Raw genomic sequence first — 16,888 nt, forward strand, 5'->3', positions numbered from 1 at the left:
AAATCAAGCCATTAGCCTACCAAGTCCGCTCGAAGGATTTCCCCCTCTTTATCGATGACAACTTCGATGGCATGGCCCGCAAAAATTTCCTCGCTATCATCATAGTAGAGAGTCAATTCCCCATCTTCGTTGATTGATAGTTCACTCAAGGAAAGTGAGTTGGTAAAATACTCTTCTGTTAACTCCACATCATTTTCATCTGAATCAATCCAGTCTTGAGCTATTTCCCACAGTTCTTTGACGATATAGTTTTTAATCTGAGCATCATGGACTTGGAAAGATCCCATAAATTTCTTTAAATCATCGAAAGAACTTGGAGGAAGACTTTCATCTGCACCCGCATCAAACATAGCATGAAGCTTAACGCCCTCATGAGTGATGAAGCCTTCAAACCAAGAATAAGCTCTGTTTAAGGTAAATTCTCCAATAACGTCTTGAATAATAACTGGTTTTTGATAGCTTTCAATCAAGGTCTCTAACCTAGCATCCGTAGATTGGTCATCTAGGTATTCTAGCAAGCGGTAGCAGTTGTTAGCCACTTCTGACATATAAGGCTCTAGCTCCATGAAGGGGCGTTTTTGACATTTAATACGATGAATTTTGTAGGGTTCAAAACTAAATCCCCAATGCTTTTCTTCAAATTCTTCTGGAGTCAAGAGCCATTCCAAACGTCCCTCACGTTCAGAGAACTCCTGAGTTTCAACATTGACACTAGCTTTAAAATGAACGGACGGCATGAGACAACCATCTTTTAAAGAAGCAGCCCCATTTACATTTTGGAGGGTAAAAATCAAGAGCTCAACAATTTCTCCGCAAAATTCCTCTTCAAAATCATCTCTTGTTTTCTCAAATGGAGTTTTTAATCGGTTTGTCATCCTTATCATCCTTTCTTTCTATGCTTAAAATCGTTAGCACGATTTTGTATTCGCTTACATTCTAGCATGTTTTAGATTTTATTTCACTTATAAAGTGGGGCATAACAAAAAAAGAAGCCGAAACTAGATTAGTTTCAACTTCTCTTTGTATTAGTTCATCGATACGTGAACGTGGTCATAGTGGTTTTCTGTAATGCTTCCACGATCTGGCATTGGATTCCAAGTGTAAGCCGGTCCATATTTACTTGGGTATGGTGCGTAGAAACGTTGTTTCCAGATGATATAGTTAATTCCACGAGTCGCCATGTTCTGGATCGCATAATCTGCAATTTGGTCTCCAAGAGCTGAGCTTACTGGAACCATAAAGTCAATAGCAAGGCCTTTTCCGTGGTCTCCGCTATCTCCTGGACGGTAGCCACTAAAGGATGTAATGCCGAATAAGTTGGCAATTTCTTCTTTAAAGGCCGCAGTTTGTGGTTGAAGACCTGCATTTTCTGATTTTGAAGCTGCAATACTTGCATAATCAGGTGCTACTGGTGCTGCATAAGTTGCTGATGAACCTTGGCTTGCTTCAGCTTGATAAGTTGATGGTGCTGATTGAGTCTCTGTTACAGTCTCTGTAACTGGTGCTTCTGTTGTAGTCGTTTCTTCCACTACAGGTGTTTCTGCGACCGGCTCTTCCACTGGTGCTGAAACTTCTGCAACGGCTCCTGTTGTTGTTTCTGCTGCAGATCCTTCTGCTGGTGTTGCAACTTCAGTAGTGGCTTCTACTACTGACTCTTCTACCGGTGCTACAACTTCTGTAACAGCTTCTGTTGTTGCTTCTGCCACTGGCTCAGCTACAGTTGTTTCTGCAACTGGTTGAGTTAAATCTTCAACCTGTACAGTTTGGTCGTCTACAGTGACTTGGTTGGTTGTCAAATCTGCTGTTGCAGTTGTAACTTCGCCACCTTGAACTGTATCAGGGGTTTGAATTTCAACCTCTGTCACTTCTTCTTTTTCATTGACAGTTGTTGTAAGGACTGTCTCAGGGAAGATCAAATCAATATTGCTGATCTTGTTCAAGTTAGCAAGAACGGTCACATCCACTCCCAAAGCTTCGGCAATGGTACTTAAGGTATCACCATACTGAATCGTATAGCTTGTTTTATTCTCACTCTTGGTAACATCGTTTTGAATTTGCTCAACACTACGCGCTGTCCATACTAGTTCTTCTGCTTGAGTTGCCAATACAGGGGCAAGGGACAAGGCTACTGTTGATGCTAAAATAATTCTTTTCTTCATACTATCAAACTCCTTTTCAAATGTAGTACCTGTCTATCATAACACAAAGAAAATAGAAAAAAAGCCCTTTTGGGGCTATTTAACAGAACTGTACATTCGTTGTAACAAATTACATTACTTGAAATAGTTTGTTAGTTTCTTGTCATCAGGCTGACACATTCTTCTTGAAGAAAATTCTAGAAGGAAAGCGAGCTAATGTCTTCTAAATGCTCTATCTGTTGATTACAAGGTACAGGTGAGGCAAGAAAATTGATACTCTGAATCCCACTATTTTGAGCAAATTCGATATCCAAAGTCCGATCACCGATATAATAAGTTTGCTGAGGATCTAGTTCATACTTATCTAGAAGATAAATCGCAGCTTCTGGACTAGGCTTCCGAGAAAAGCCACTTTGATTGGTTAAAATTTCTGTGAAATAGTGGGCCAAACCCAAATTTTCCAAAATTGTAAAAGCATTGTCCCCTTTATGGGTATAAACAAACTGCTCAATTCCTTGCTGGTCTGCCCAAGCTAAGATTTCACGCGCCCCTTGCATCAGAACCACTTGAGCATTCTTCTCAGCCAAACTCTGAGCACGAACCTGATTGAGCATATCAGCATCCAAGCCTCTTTCTTCTCCCACCTTTTCCAACAGATCTTGAACGGAAGTTTGTAGAATAAAGGCACGAACCTCAGCCTTATCATAAGGAATGTCAAACTGGGCAAAAGTCTCTTCGATTCCTGATAAAATAGCCTCATAAGAGTCCAATAAAGTTCCATCTAAATCCCAGATAAATCCAATTTTTTTCATATGTCATCCTTTCAAAGAGATATATTGCTTATAACGATAGCGTAGGAAAATCCAACGGAAACCATTATCCAAAAGTGTTCCTGCCCAAATACCAGGCAAGCCCCAACCAAGAAAAATTCCCATCAGATACCCTGTTCCGATACGGATACACCACATCCCGATACTTGTCGCATAAAAGGGGAGGCGTGCATTTCCCAAACCCTGCCAGACAGCAGTATAAATGACTGTTCCCGTCGTCATCGGAGTTCCCAGTAGAGAGAACAGCGTCACCAAAACACTGGCTTCAATAGCCACAGGATCACTGGTATAGAGATAACTCAGTGGCGTTCCCAGAGCATAGATACTAAGTGTTAAGGGCAACATGAGAAAGAGAGACAAGTAAAAAGTTTGCTTACTGAGCTTGTCAACCCTTGCCCAATCATTTTCTCCAACTGCTCGAGCCACCTGCATAACTGTTGCCGTTGCGACTCCAAAGGCGGGCATATAGTTAAACTGAGTCAAGACTTCACCAATAGCATTCCCTGCGACGGCTTCAGTTCCGAAAGAAACAACCAAAGCAATAATAACCACATCTCCAGCTCGCATCATGAGACGCTCTCCCGCTGCAGGTAAAGCCAAAGTCAGTAAGTCTTTGTCCAGTCCAAACCTTGGTCTCGTATATGGAAGTTTTAATTGTGACCACAAAATCACAACCCCGATTAAACGAGATAGGATGGTCCCCCAAGCAACACCAGCTATGCCCATATCAAGAACAAAAATAGCTAGACTTGAAAAGAGAATATTCAAGGCATTGGATAAAAGACTCACATAAAGGGGAAGGCGCGGATTATGGGTGGCGCGAATCAAGACACCCAAACTAGTCATCAAGCCCAAGAGGACAATTGTCCCACCGACCAAAGCTAGGTATAGTCCACCACTCTCGGCCACAGCCGCTTCTGTCCCCAAAAGACCAATCATCTCTTGACCAGCAAAGATGGACAAGAACCCTAAAATCAAGCTCAAAAGCAAGGTTATCTTGAGCGCTTCTGTCACATGGTAGGCTAGTCTAGACTGGTCCTTCTGCCCCAAACTTTTGGAAATGACACTGGAAATCGCAGCTCCTAGAGCAATAAAAATTGCCTGGTAAATGGTGATAATATTGCCCGCTACAGATACACCCGAAATGGCTATCAAACCTAGATGGGCTACCAGATAGCTGTCCACCATTCCCATGAGCATCTGCAAGAAATTTTCACCCATGGCTGGCAGAGCTATGTTGAGAATGTCTTTATTTTTCTTAAACAATCCTTCCTCCTGATGAAAAGAAACTCAGTTAGTTGCCCAACCGAGTTTACTTCCTCTGTTTTAAAGTCCTAGATAAGATTCTACTGCAGTCTGCATCTCTGCTGCTGCAACAGTTGTCTTGTGACGAACTGGAGCTGTTTCGAGGCCATCAACTGCTGGTGGCACTGCTACTCCTGAGATTTCGTGTAATTGAGCCAAGGCTTCAAAATCGCTCAAACCTGATTTCCCTGTTACAGCTTCTACTGCAACCACTGGGAACTTGTATGGACTAGCAGTTGATGCAATCACGGTCTTAGTCACATCACCTGTAGCAGCTTGGTATTTTTTATAAACAGCTGAGGCAACCGCTGTATGTGGATCCTCAATGTAGGCATCTGTTTGATAAACACGCTTGATTTCTGCTGCTGTTTCCGCTTCAGTCGCATACTCAGCTGCAAAGAGGTCCAAAATCTCTGCATCAAAATCAGTCAACTCATATTGACCTTGGTTATTCAAAGCATTCATGAGTTCAGCTGTCTTAACCGCATCATTACCCAAAAGGTGGAAAATCAAGCGCTCCAAGTTTGAAGAGACCAAGATATCCATAGATGGGCTAGTGGTTACCTTAAACTCACGCTTCTTGTCATAAACACGAGTTTTAAAGAAGTCTGTCAAAACATTGTTGTCATTTGAAGCACAGATCAACTTACCAACTGGTAGACCGATTTGCTTAGCGTAAAAGGCAGCCAAGATATTTCCAAAGTTTCCTGTCGGAACGGTGAAGTTGACCTTGTCACCAGCCTTAATCTCGCCAGTTTTAACAAGCTGAGCGTAAGCATACACATAATAGACAATCTGTGGTACCAAACGGCCAATGTTCATAGAGTTGGCTGATGAAAATTGCAACTTGTTAGCTGCTAATTTTTCACGAAGGGCCACATCATTGAACATATGCTTCACATTAGTCTGAGCATCGTCAAAGTTTCCATCAATAGCGATAACATGAGTGTTGTCACCAGTTTGAGTGGTCATTTGCAACTCTTGTACCTTGCTGACACCATCTTTTGGATAAAAGACGATAATTTCAGTTCCAGGAACATCCGCAAATCCTGCCATAGCAGCTTTCCCAGTGTCCCCAGATGTCGCTGTCAAAATGACAATCTTGTTTTCCAAGCCATGTTTCTTAGCTGCCGTTGTCATAAAGTATGGCAAGATAGACAAGGCCATGTCTTTAAAAGCAATGGTTGAACCATGGAAGAGTTCCAAGTTGTATTGACCATCAAGTTTGACAAGAGGAGCAATGGCTGGAGTATCAAACTTGCTATCGTAGGCGTTGGTAATACAGTAGTCCAACTCCTCTGCTGTAAAGTCATCCAAGAAGGCTGACAAAACAAGCTTGGCTACTTCTTGGTAAGAAGCGTCCTTTAATGTGTCAAAATCCAAATCTACCTTTGGATAACTAACCGGAGTAAACAAACCTCCATCTGTTGCCAAACCTTGCAAAATCGCTTGGCTGGCTGTTACGGTATTTTTTGCGTCTCGCGTTGATTGATAAACTAATGTCATAAATCTCTATCCTTTATCTATAGTCTCATCCATTATAACATGATTTTTCAGAAAATTCTTCCTTTATAAGAAAATTATAGAGTCATTTTTTCTTTCAAAGGCTCTAAATAGGTCATTTCTTGCTGACCTCTCATTTCAAGACCTTGCTCTGCTATAGCTAGTAAGTCTTTTGAGAATTGAACAATTCCAGCTGTTTCCTCATCTGAAAGCTGTTTCTTAGAAAACTGGCGTCTCAAAGATTTGTAGTCACGACCAAATCTCTCAAAGAAAGGTGCTGTTTCTAGGTATGTTTCAAGCTTGTCTAGATTCACCAGCAAACCTAGATGAAAGGCAGCCGACGCAAAAGTGCGGTCTAGTGGTTGCGTACAAACACTACGAAATTCGACCGTCCCTCGAGTTGTTAAGTCTTGATATTGGTAACTACGGTGCGTTTGAAAATCCTTCTCTTGAGGAACAAGCAGAGTTTCTTTTCCATTTAGAGTATAGGCCGAAACTTCCTCAGTAGCTAGGTAATCTCTAGCCCGAATCGGAGAAAAATAGTAGGTTTCCCCATCTCGTTCTGCTGTAAAAATCGCAGAGCGGTCGAGATAATCAAAGAAATCATCCTCATCTTTGAAGAGTCTGGCATTGACACCAACATTCTCTGGATAAATCCCATGCATGGAGTCTTCCCAAAAGATATCTCGTGAAATCTGAGTATCCCAGTCTGCTCCTGAAAACTCAGAATTGGCAAATAAGAAAGCTTTGGCTGCCTCAAGCTGAGTGAAAGCATTGATGACACGTAGGTAGTTAGCAGTCGATACGTCCAACTGAACTTGACTCCCACAGATAAAGGCTCCATATTGGGGAAAGTCATACAAATCAGCACTCTCTTGGCGACTTCCCATCTGCAGATAAGCCATCAGCATCTGGTAGCGTGGATAAGCCACAGGGCGATTGTCATTCTGATCCCAGCTTGGATGAATCCCCCAGCCCTGGATAGCATGATCCTTTTCGCCTAGTTTTTCCTGAATAACCTTCATATAAGCTTGAAATCGTCCTTGGACCTCTTGGATTTTCTGGGCTCTGCCAAAGGCAAACTCCAAGGTCGTGTAGGAAACCTCAAACAGAATCCGATCCTGACTCTTTGGTTCTACAAGTTGAATTGGATTGCCATCCTGGTCTTCCTTTTCAACTTCCAGACCGAGAACACCAACCAAAAAGTGCATCAATTCTTTGCTGACTTCAATATCGGTAGCTTGCCCATTTACTTGAACGATAGGAAACTCCAACTCAATCCCAATATAGAGGTCTGGATTTTCTTTGATATTTTTTAAATAACGGCTTTTCAATATCTGAATAGAAGGGGACATAGATACCTCTCACTCTAAATTCTCTTACTAGAAAGATCAATTGCTTTCTATATTATACCAAAATCCCCTCGAGAAAGAACTCAGAAAAATTGCTGAAAACCTTCAAGAGGCGATATAAAGTCAACTTTTCTAGCGTTTATAGGTATTTACTCGCCAATGCATCAATCTTATTTGTTCAATTTTCACAGTCTGATCAACTGGTTAAGCGATTACATATGTTTTTGCATCAAATCCCTTGTACTATATTAAATATAGTGATATAATTCACATATAAACAAAAAGAGGGCAGTTCAAATTCGACTTCACTTGAAAACCTCTCAAGCCAAGCCCCTTTTCCACTGCACCTCAACGACTAATCAAGGAGGATAGCTATGAAAGCTGTTGTTGTAAATCCAGAAGGCACTGGTGTTGCTATTGAAGAAAAAGTTCTCCGTCCACTCGAAACTGGGGAAGCTCTTGTAGAAGTTGAGTACTGTGGTGTCTGCCACACTGACCTCCACGTTGCCCATGGTGACTTTGGTAAAGTTCCAGGACGTGTTCTCGGTCACGAAGGGATTGGTATCGTCAAAGAAGTCGCTCCTGATGTTAAAAGCCTCAAAGTTGGCGACCGTGTCAGCGTAGCTTGGTTCTTTGAAGGTTGTGGTATGTGTGAATACTGTACAACCGGACGCGAAACTCTTTGCCGTTCCGTAAAAAATGCAGGCTACTCAGTTGACGGCGGTATGGCTGAACAATGTATCGTAACTGCAGATTATGCTGTTAAGGTACCAGAAGGGCTCGATCCAGCCCAAGCTTCTTCTATCACTTGTGCCGGTGTTACCACATACAAGGCTATCAAAGAAGCAAAAGTTGAACCAGGCCAATGGGTTGTACTCTATGGTGCTGGAGGACTTGGTAACTTAGCTGTCCAATACGCTAAAAAAGTATTCAACGCTCACGTTATCGCAGTTGATATTAACAATGATAAACTTGCCCTAGCTAAAGAAGTTGGTGCAGATATCGTGATTAACGGTCTTGAAGTCGAAGACGTTCCAGGTCTTATCAAAGAAAAAACAAACGGTGGGGCTCACTCAGCTGTCGTAACAGCTGTATCAAAAGTTGCCTTCAACCAAGCAGTTGACTCTGTTCGTGCAGGTGGTCGTGTAGTAGCTGTCGGACTCCCTTCAGAAATGATGGATCTAAGTATCGTTAAAACAGTTCTTGACGGTATTCAGGTCATCGGTTCCCTTGTTGGTACACGTAAAGATTTGGAAGAAGCTTTCCAATTTGGTGCTGAAGGTCTCGTTGTTCCAGTCGTTCAAAAACGGCCTGTCGAAGATGCCATTGCTGTCTTTGATGAAATGGCTGCTGGTACCATCCAAGGTCGCATGGTTCTAGACTTTACTCATTAAGATAGATAATAAATAGCAAAACGAGGTAGGGACAAAAGATCCCGCCTCGTTTTTTAGCAATAAAATTTTGACATAGCAATTTATTGAACTTAAAGTTCTTTTTTTAACGCTCAAGAACACTATTGACGAAAACGTCATTTTCTATCCACATTCTTTAAGCATCCAATGGTTGAAGTATAAGGGTCTGGAACTAAGATACAGAGTTCTGGTTCGTCGATTTCTGTACTATGACTTTTTTATATTAAATTTTTTTTACCATTCTATAGACTATTTTATAAAAGGTTGATATATCAACATTTAAAAGATAGGGCTTTTAGATTTTTTTCACTCTTTATTATAATTAGTTGCTTTTTTTCTGAAAACGATTTATACTTAAGGAGTCTTAAAGTTTTCTTAAACCACGAGTCAAACATTTTGTAAGGAGGAATGACAATAATGAGTATCGGAATCATTATTGCGAGCCACGGTGAATTTGCTGCGGGTATTCATCAGTCAGGATCTATGATCTTTGGTGAACAAGAAAAGGTTCAAGTTGTAACCTTTATGCCAAACGAAGGTCCAGACGATTTATACGCCAAGTTCAATAATGCTGTGGCTGCATTTGACGCAGAAGATGAGGTTCTAGTCTTGGCTGACCTTTGGAGTGGGTCTCCATTTAACCAAGCTAGTCGCGTAATGGGAGAAAATCCTGAGCGTAAATTTGCCATCATCACAGGACTTAACTTGCCGATGTTGATCCAAGCCTATACAGAGCGCCTCATGGACGCTACTGCAGGTGTTGATAAAGTCGCTGCAAATATCATCAAAGAATCTAAGGATGGCATCAAGGCTCTTCCAGAAGAACTAAATCCAGCTGAGGAAGTTGCTACTGCTGCAACTGCGCCTGTAGCCCAAGCTGCTATTCCAGAAGGAACTGTCATTGGAGACGGTAAATTGAAAATCAATCTTGCTCGTCTTGACACACGTCTTCTTCACGGACAAGTCGCAACTGCTTGGACACCAGATTCAAAAGCTAACCGTATCATCGTTGCTTCAGATAACGTAGCTAACGACGATCTTCGTAAAGAATTGATCAAACAAGCAGCTCCTAACGGAGTGAAGGCTAACGTTGTACCAATCAAAAAATTGATTGAGGTTGCAAAAGACCCTCGTTTTGGTGAGACACACGCCCTTATCTTGTTTGAAACACCTCAAGATGCTCTTCGTGCTATCGAAGGCGGTGTGCCAATCAAGACTCTTAACGTTGGATCAATGGCTCACTCAACTGGTAAAACAATGGTCAATAACGTATTGTCAATGGACAAAGACGACGTTGCTACATTTGAAAAAATGCGCGACCTTGGCGTTGAATTTGACGTACGTAAAGTACCAAACGACACTAAAAAAGATTTGTTTGACTTGATTAGCAAAGCTAACGTTCAATAATTAACATTAAATAGAAAAGGAATAAAACCATGTCAGATATTTCATTCATTTCTGCTATCTTGGTTGTAGTTGTTGCCTTCTTCGCAGGTCTTGAAGGTATCCTCGACCAATTCCAATTCCATCAACCAATCGTAGCATGTACCCTTATCGGTCTTGTAACTGGTAACCTCGAAGCAGGGGTTATGCTTGGTGGATCACTTCAAATGATCGCCCTTGGTTGGGCTAACATCGGAGCTGCCGTAGCTCCTGACGCGGCTCTTGCTTCTGTTGCAGCTGCAATCATCATGATTAAGGGTGGTAACTTTACTACTGAAGGTATCGCAGTCGCAACTGCAACTGCTATTCCTCTTGCCGTAGCTGGTCTTTTCTTGACTATGATCGTTCGTACCATCTCAGTTGGTTTGGTTCACACTGCTGACGCTGCTGCTAAAGAAGGAAACATTACAGCTGTTGAACGAGCTCACTACTTTGCCCTCGCTCTTCAAGGTCTACGTATTGCTATCCCAGCTGCACTCTTGCTTGCAATGCCAACTGAAGCCGTTCAAAGCGTATTGAACCTTATGCCAGAATGGCTTAAAGGTGGTATGGCTGTCGGTGGTGCTATGGTCGTTGCCGTTGGTTACGCATTGGTTATCAACATGATGGCTACTCGTGAAGTATGGCCATTCTTCGCTATCGGTTTTGCTCTTGCAGCAATCTCTCAATTGACTTTGATTGCCCTTGGTGTCATCGGTGTTGCCCTTGCCTTCATCTACCTCAACCTTTCTAAACAAGGTGGAAACGGCGGAGGAGGAGCTGCAACTTCTAACGATCCAATCGGTGATATCCTAGAAGACTACTAGAAAGGGGAACAATCATGGCTGAAAAAATTCAATTATCAAAATCAGATCGCCAAAAAGTTTGGTGGCGTTCACAATTCCTTCAAGGTTCTTGGAACTACGAACGTATGCAAAACTTGGGTTGGGCTTACTCTTTGATCCCAGCTATCAAGAAACTTTACACTAAAAAAGAAGACCAAGCTGCTGCTCTTGAGCGTCACCTCGAGTTCTTCAACACTCACCCATACGTAGCTGCCCCAATCATGGGGGTTACTCTTGCACTTGAAGAAGAACGCGCAAACGGTACTGAAATCGATGACGCTGCTATCCAAGGTGTTAAGATCGGTATGATGGGACCTCTTGCTGGTATCGGTGACCCAGTCTTCTGGTTTACAGTTCGTCCTATCCTTGGTGCCCTTGGTGCATCACTTGCTGCAACTGGTAACATCGTTGGTCCACTTCTCTTCTTCTTTGGATGGAATGCAATCCGTATGTCTTTCCTATGGTATACACAAGAGTTTGGTTACAAGGCTGGATCTGAAATCACTAAAGATATGTCAGGTGGTATCTTGAAAGACATCACTAAAGGAGCTTCTATCCTTGGTATGTTCATCCTTGCCGTTCTTGTACAACGTTGGGTATCAATCAACTTCACTATCAACCTTCCAGGTAAACAATTGTCAGAAGGTGCCTACATCGTCTTCCCAGAAGGTCCTGTTACAGGTGGAGAATTGAAGGGAATCCTCGGCCAAGCACTTAGCGGATTGAGCTTGGATAGCGTTCAACCACAAACCCTTCAAGGACAGTTGAACTCATTGATCCCAGGATTGATGGGACTTCTCCTTACTTTCCTTTGCATGTGGTTGCTTAAGAAAAAAGTATCTCCAATCACAATCATTCTTGCCCTCTTTGTAGTTGGTATCGCAGCTCGTTTCTTCGGTATCATGTAATCTCGACGAGAATGTATAAACAAAAAAAGAATCAGGTTTATCACCTGATTCTTTTGGCTCTTTGTCAAATAGTGTTGATGAAGAACCTAATGAAAAAAGAATCCAACAAAAATTGGACTACCTGTCTCCGGTTGAATACCGAAGACGGTAGCCCTAGGGTGTTTTTATTAAATTCTCACTTTTTGGGGTCAGTCCCTAAGCCTGATAGTAATTTTTTGTTCATACTATTCCCCTTTAGTCATTTACTACTTTAAGTTGCATTGCTTTAGCTACTTCTTCTGCCTTTGATCCCTTAGGTGTATGGATTTCTACATCTGGGTTACAGTTATCCACAAAATAGAAGTATTCTGTAATTTCTGTTACACTTGCTGGAATTGTAATAGATTTAATTGATGATGTCCCCCAGAATACTAATGTTCCAATACTCTTTGTTCCTTCTGGGAATACAACTGATTCTAATGAACTGTCAGAGTTGAAAACATCATCTTCTACTGTTTCTATTGACTTACCAAAGTGGACATACTTTAACTTATTGTCAATCGCAAACGCACCTTTTCCAATATATCGTACTGTATCTGGTAAAACGATTGCCTCACAATGTTTCAAGTTCGCAAGACCACGTTCTCCAATTGCGATAACAGGTTTACCTTTAATTTCCTTTGGTACACGAACAACCTTATCGTCAGAAGTACAACTATAGATGACATAACCTTCTTCCTATAAATATACGCACGTTGATATATTAATATCTTTAAGAATTTATAACTATAGTTCCTTAATTTTCCCAGTAAAAAAACGAAAGGCACCACAAGTTATTTATGTGTTTTCTTTAAACGATTCATGTACTTCTGTCGCAACTTCTCACCCGCCTTTAATTGCGGTTGCGATAGATTGAGGACCTAAATATGCATCCCCTGTTATTAGTTCATTTCTATTGTATTCTGATGTTGACCGAAAGTCAAATTTTTACCTTTCATCTAGAACACTAAAGTCTACTTTTGTTCAATTGCTGCAACGACAAGGTCACATGGAATAATATGTTCACTACCTGCCACTTCATGCGTTGATCTTCTTCCACTTTCATCTGATTCACCAAGTTCCATTGTAATAACCTTTACACCAGTTACTTTCCCACTCTCATCACGCAATACTTCTTTAATATTCTCTAAGAAATGGAATGTAACACCTTCATTGTGTGCATCTTTGATTTGTAGTGTAGCTTCTAGTATATTGTTCATATGGTCATCATTCTTTTGTTTTAGGTTTCAGCGCTTTTAATATAATGAATGTTGGCCTTTTTGTATACACTAAAATAGGGTTGGTGGAAAATTTCCATCAACCCTAAAAATTATAGAACCACACAAAACCCTGACCAGAGATAGCCAGGGTTTTGTATTTCAAAAATTATTCTGTAAATTCTATAGTTACTTTTACTTCAGAATCCATTGAAGAAAATATTGTTTTATAATAATTGATTGCAGATTCTTTAATTTCACTCTTAAATTTATCTAAATACTCTGCTTGTTTATCACTAGAAAGTTGGTTAGCGACCAATTTCCCAGTATCAATATCTTCTGTAGTTCCACTTAATAACTCTCCATGACTATCATATAAATCATAAGGATTATCTTTTGAAAGTTCAACACCAATTACTTCCAATTTTGGAACAATAACCTTATATTCTTTTTCGCTTATTTGTTCAACCTTTACACTACTTTTAATTCCAAATTTAGCTTTATAATTTAAAATTACTAATGCTGCTTTTTTAGAGAACGGCACATCAAACCCAAAAACTTGAGTTGTTTTTGTTTCAGAAATAATTTCATTAATTCCCGCATTCAAAAATACAACTTCATTCACTTTTTCAATACTTTCGATATTAATTGACGATTTGACTTCTGATTTATGTTCCTTAGGTAAGAAAAATAGCACTCCAATAGCTATAATAGCTATTAATACCACATTCAATAGTACACTAAACATATTAACTTTCTTCTTTAATATAGACAAGATAAAAAAACCTCACTTTAAATAATCTATCTAAATTTTACACATTCTAAAGAAAATAGTCAATATTTTTTCGTACTATCTTCTAAAATTAATTGTGCCTATTAAAAATGAAATTAGTTTGTTGCATTTGATTATATTTTTTGAACACCAAATCCATTTAAAATTGAGTGCTATTTTGAGCACTAAAAAAGGGCTCTTTGTCAAATAGTGTTGATGAAGAAATTTAGGAAGGGATTAAGCAACTAATTGTTGCTTAATTCCTTTTTGTTTTGGGCCAAACATTTTTGTTATTAAAATAATCCTATTTCTAAAATGGTAATAGTTTCTAAAGCCGTAGGCATTTCTTTTAAGCACTTTTATTTTATTGTTTATTCCTTCAATAGGGCCATTTGTTCTAGTTGGATACTCACAAGTATTTTGAATATATGGCAAGTAAGTCATAAGAGTCTTTAATACTCTTTTTAAACCAGGAGATAGGTCTAATTGCGTAGCTGCTTCAATCGTTTCCTTGAATTCTATATAATCTCTATCCTGTATACATTCACGAAGTGAATGTACAACCTCATAATCATTTTTAAGAGATGGATTTTTTTCTAAGATATAATCTACGATTCCTTTACTTGTTATGAAGCTTTCAAAAAGCTTATAACGATTATATTTATAGTTCTGAAGTTCATTAGAGTTCTTTAAAATTAACTTCCAATAATGTTTTAACTTTCGATATAATTTAGAGTCTTTATAGCGATGCTTATTCATGACACGTACCCGAGTTCGATTTAATTCTCTATTTAAGGCTTGTACGATATGAAAAGGATCAATGATAATTTTAGCGTTAGGAAACATTTCTTTTATTAATTGAATGTACGGTAAGTACATGTCGATGGAGATAGTTTTTACCTTTAATCTAGTCTTAGGCTCAAAACGATGAAAATACTTTTTCAAGCTGTAAGATTTTCTATCTCGTACAACATCGACCAGCTTGTGTGTAGTGCTATCACAAATAATGAAGCTCATATTACTATCGGAAGATTTGACGGATTTAAATTCATCAAAACACAAATGCTCAGGTAAATCGTGTAATGGTTTAATCTTTAGTAAACGTGTTGTATCATCTATGATACGTCTTACCGTATGAACTGAAACATTTGTTTCTTTTGCGATATAGGTTTCAGATACTGTTTCACTTATTTTTGATTTAATTTCGTTTTTTAAGCGTTTAGAGATATGACAGTGTTTTTCTACGATTCGACTAGTGTCTGCGGTAAATGAAGAGACGCATTCTCTACAGAGAAATCTCTGCTTGCGTAGATTTAAGTAGGCCGCTAGGTCTGAAACAGAACAGAGAGTGATACGAGATGTTTTCGTGCCGTTTTTAACGATATTATTATTTCGGCTAACACACCCACAAACGGTACAAAATTCTGGTTTATGCGTATAAGTAGCTGCATAAAATAAAGATTTTCTCTTTTTAAATATCTTCTCTTGAACTTTATTATCCCAAATAATGTTTTTATCTTTGATTTGTAGTGTAGCTTCTAGTATATTGTTCATATGGTCATCATCCTTTTGTTTTAGGTTTCAGCGCTTTTAATATAATGGATGTTGGCCTTTTTGTATACACTAAAATAGGGTTGGTGGAAAATTTCCATCAACCCTAAAAATTATAGAACCGTTCTTTTTATATCTCATTTATTCTGCCAAGGCACCCATTGGATCCCATGGTGCAAGGACGGTTGGTTCTGCTTCATAAGCAGCTCGTTCTTCTGCTGTTAGCAATTCTTTGCGAACAACGATTTGGTAAGTGTATTCGTCCATCCAAGCATCTGAGGCAACAAAGTAACCATCTGTACCGACCTTGTCTCCCCATGAGTTTTCAACTTTCCACTTGATTGATTTACCATTTTCGTCCAAATCAACACCTGTCAAGACCATAGCATGAGTCATCAAGCTTTCGCTGTAGTCCAAGCGTCTAGCCTTGTCTTGAGTGAGTTGAATGTCCATGCTTGATTCAAAATCATAAACATCTGTCGCAAGGATTCCTGCTTTACGGTTGCTGAGCTGGCCGACATCTGAACCAAACCAAACAGTTTCTCCTGTCTGCATTTGAGCAATGGCCAATTCTTTCAAGCGTTCCATAGGTACGTTAATGTAGCGAACTGCACGGCTACCAACGACATTGCCCAACATCTCAACTGTGTAAGATTTACCGTAAGGTTTATCAGCAGTTGGAGCATTGATCACAGAAACATAATCTTCTAGTGGAAGATCGACATATTTCTTGTAAAACTCTTGTGGAGTGATGTTTTTTTCGCTTTGGTAGTTATTATCCTTGTCACGATAAGCAAAGTCAAACTGACGTGGTGGGAGACCTAGTGACATTGCAAGGAAGTTAAAGATTTCTTGCAAGAGGTCTTCTTTCTTAGCTTGAACACTTGCTTGATCCGCACCTGAAGCTAATAGGTCGCGCAAGATTTGAGCATCTTGACGGAGCAATTTGTTAAGGATGGCATTGAGCTCACGACTGTTGCTAGATGAAACAGACTCTGGATAAACAGACTTAGGAACGACACCGTATTTCTCAAAGAGAGCCACAACCATATCCCATTGTCCACCATCTTGTTGAGGAGTTTGGAGCAGGAAGCTAACCTTGCGGCTTGTCAAGTCTTGGTCAGCAGTCGCAATCACTTGTTCCAAGAACCAGTTAGATTTTTCATACTTGTCCCAGAAGAAGGTGTGGGCTTGTGACAATTCAAAGTTTTCAAGTTTGTATTGAGAGATGAGTTTGTGACGAAAAGTGTTGAGGGCCGCAAACATCCAGCAACGACCAGAAGCCTTCTGGTTAGTAACCTTATCCTTTGTCAGATCAAGTGAGAAAACTGGTGTGTTGTCTACATGGCTTTGGCGACGCTCTAGGGCTGCAAAAATTCCATTGTGGCTAGCTGCATTTTCGATAGCTTGGTATTTGACATTTGCTTCATAGTTGGCAAATAATTTATCAGTAAATGATTCTTGAATCGCGTTCATAAAATCCTCCTTTTATAGTCAATTGAAACAAGAACAAGACAAAAGAGCCTCGAAAAAAGTACTACAACTTGGCAATACCTTTTTGAGATGCTTTTTGATATGGGCCCATGTTTTCTCAATAGGATTGTACTCAGGTGAG

At 39.9% G+C, this 16,888-nt stretch carries 16 protein-coding genes and 1 pseudogene; 5 read left to right on the top strand and 12 right to left on the bottom strand.

What is annotated here, in order from left to right; translation table 11 throughout:
- Positions 1-11: 11 nt before the first annotated feature.
- From QM917_RS07540 to QM917_RS07565, 6 genes are all read right to left on the bottom strand, one after another.
- Positions 12-875, bottom strand: coding sequence for a DUF2262 domain-containing protein (locus QM917_RS07540; RefSeq protein ID WP_414285412.1), 864 nt, complete (start codon positions 873-875; stop codon positions 12-14).
- Between the two features lie 150 nt (positions 876-1,025).
- Positions 1,026-2,159: a LysM peptidoglycan-binding domain-containing protein gene (locus tag QM917_RS07545; RefSeq protein WP_414276369.1), complete on the bottom strand. Its 1,134-nt coding sequence runs from the start codon at positions 2,157-2,159 to the stop codon at positions 1,026-1,028.
- A gap of 176 nt (positions 2,160-2,335) precedes the next feature.
- Complete coding sequence (locus tag QM917_RS07550) at positions 2,336-2,950, bottom strand: HAD-IA family hydrolase (protein WP_414285413.1); 615 nt, start codon at positions 2,948-2,950, stop codon at positions 2,336-2,338.
- A gap of 3 nt (positions 2,951-2,953) precedes the next feature.
- Complete coding sequence (locus tag QM917_RS07555; protein ID WP_414276367.1) at positions 2,954-4,234, bottom strand: MATE family efflux transporter; 1,281 nt, start codon at positions 4,232-4,234, stop codon at positions 2,954-2,956.
- A 60-nt stretch (positions 4,235-4,294) separates the two neighbouring features.
- Entirely contained in the window at positions 4,295-5,779 is a 1,485-nt protein-coding gene (thrC, locus tag QM917_RS07560) for a threonine synthase (RefSeq protein ID WP_414276366.1), read from the bottom strand.
- 74 nt (positions 5,780-5,853) lie between these two features.
- Positions 5,854-7,131 carry a gamma-glutamylcysteine synthetase gene (locus tag QM917_RS07565; RefSeq protein ID WP_414285414.1) on the bottom strand — a complete coding sequence of 426 codons (1,278 nt, stop codon included), beginning with the start codon at positions 7,129-7,131 and terminating at the stop codon, positions 5,854-5,856.
- Between the two features lie 371 nt (positions 7,132-7,502).
- Here QM917_RS07565 and adhP point away from each other — a divergent pair, with 371 nt between their 5' ends.
- The 5 genes from adhP (at position 7,503) to QM917_RS07590 (ending at position 11,866) form a co-directional block, all read left to right on the top strand.
- Positions 7,503-8,522, top strand: coding sequence for an alcohol dehydrogenase AdhP (gene adhP, locus QM917_RS07570; RefSeq protein ID WP_414264302.1), 1,020 nt, complete (start codon positions 7,503-7,505; stop codon positions 8,520-8,522).
- Between the two features lie 435 nt (positions 8,523-8,957).
- Entirely contained in the window at positions 8,958-9,947 is a 990-nt protein-coding gene (locus tag QM917_RS07575) for a PTS sugar transporter subunit IIB (RefSeq protein WP_075230374.1), read from the top strand.
- A gap of 29 nt (positions 9,948-9,976) precedes the next feature.
- The gene (locus QM917_RS07580) at positions 9,977-10,789 is read left to right on the top strand and encodes a PTS mannose/fructose/sorbose transporter subunit IIC (RefSeq protein ID WP_060955180.1); all 813 of its coding nucleotides are present in this window, start codon (positions 9,977-9,979) and stop codon (positions 10,787-10,789) included.
- Between the two features lie 14 nt (positions 10,790-10,803).
- A complete protein-coding gene (locus QM917_RS07585) occupies positions 10,804-11,715 on the top strand; it encodes a PTS system mannose/fructose/sorbose family transporter subunit IID (protein WP_045763029.1) in 912 nt (303 codons plus the stop codon).
- A gap of 61 nt (positions 11,716-11,776) precedes the next feature.
- Complete coding sequence (locus tag QM917_RS07590) at positions 11,777-11,866, top strand: IS3 family transposase (protein ID WP_367400507.1); 90 nt, start codon at positions 11,777-11,779, stop codon at positions 11,864-11,866.
- 83 nt (positions 11,867-11,949) lie between these two features.
- Here QM917_RS07590 and QM917_RS07595 read toward each other — a convergent pair whose 3' ends face one another.
- From QM917_RS07595 to QM917_RS07620, 6 genes and pseudogenes are all read right to left on the bottom strand, one after another.
- Positions 11,950-12,369 (bottom strand): leucine-rich repeat domain-containing protein, encoded by a 420-nt coding sequence (locus tag QM917_RS07595; RefSeq protein WP_414285416.1) that lies wholly within the window; start codon positions 12,367-12,369, stop codon positions 11,950-11,952.
- A gap of 338 nt (positions 12,370-12,707) precedes the next feature.
- Positions 12,708-12,953, bottom strand: a complete 246-nt coding sequence (locus tag QM917_RS07600) for a hypothetical protein (protein ID WP_004238875.1) — start codon at positions 12,951-12,953, stop codon at positions 12,708-12,710.
- Between the two features lie 166 nt (positions 12,954-13,119).
- On the bottom strand, positions 13,120-13,698 hold the full coding sequence (locus tag QM917_RS07605) for a DUF4230 domain-containing protein (RefSeq protein ID WP_000493216.1): 579 nt from the start codon (positions 13,696-13,698) through the stop codon (positions 13,120-13,122).
- 261 nt (positions 13,699-13,959) lie between these two features.
- Entirely contained in the window at positions 13,960-15,276 is a 1,317-nt protein-coding gene (locus tag QM917_RS07610) for an ISL3 family transposase (RefSeq protein WP_075231054.1), read from the bottom strand.
- Positions 15,277-15,414: 138 nt separating this feature from the next.
- Positions 15,415-16,749: an aminopeptidase C gene (pepC, locus tag QM917_RS07615; RefSeq protein WP_075231053.1), complete on the bottom strand. Its 1,335-nt coding sequence runs from the start codon at positions 16,747-16,749 to the stop codon at positions 15,415-15,417.
- A gap of 18 nt (positions 16,750-16,767) precedes the next feature.
- Positions 16,768-16,888 (bottom strand): annotated as a pseudogene (locus QM917_RS07620) (IS630 family transposase); the annotation flags it as partial.

The organism is Streptococcus infantis (genome assembly GCF_047460685.1).
In the GTDB taxonomy this organism is placed as follows: Bacteria; Bacillota; Bacilli; order Lactobacillales; family Streptococcaceae; genus Streptococcus; species Streptococcus infantis_AD.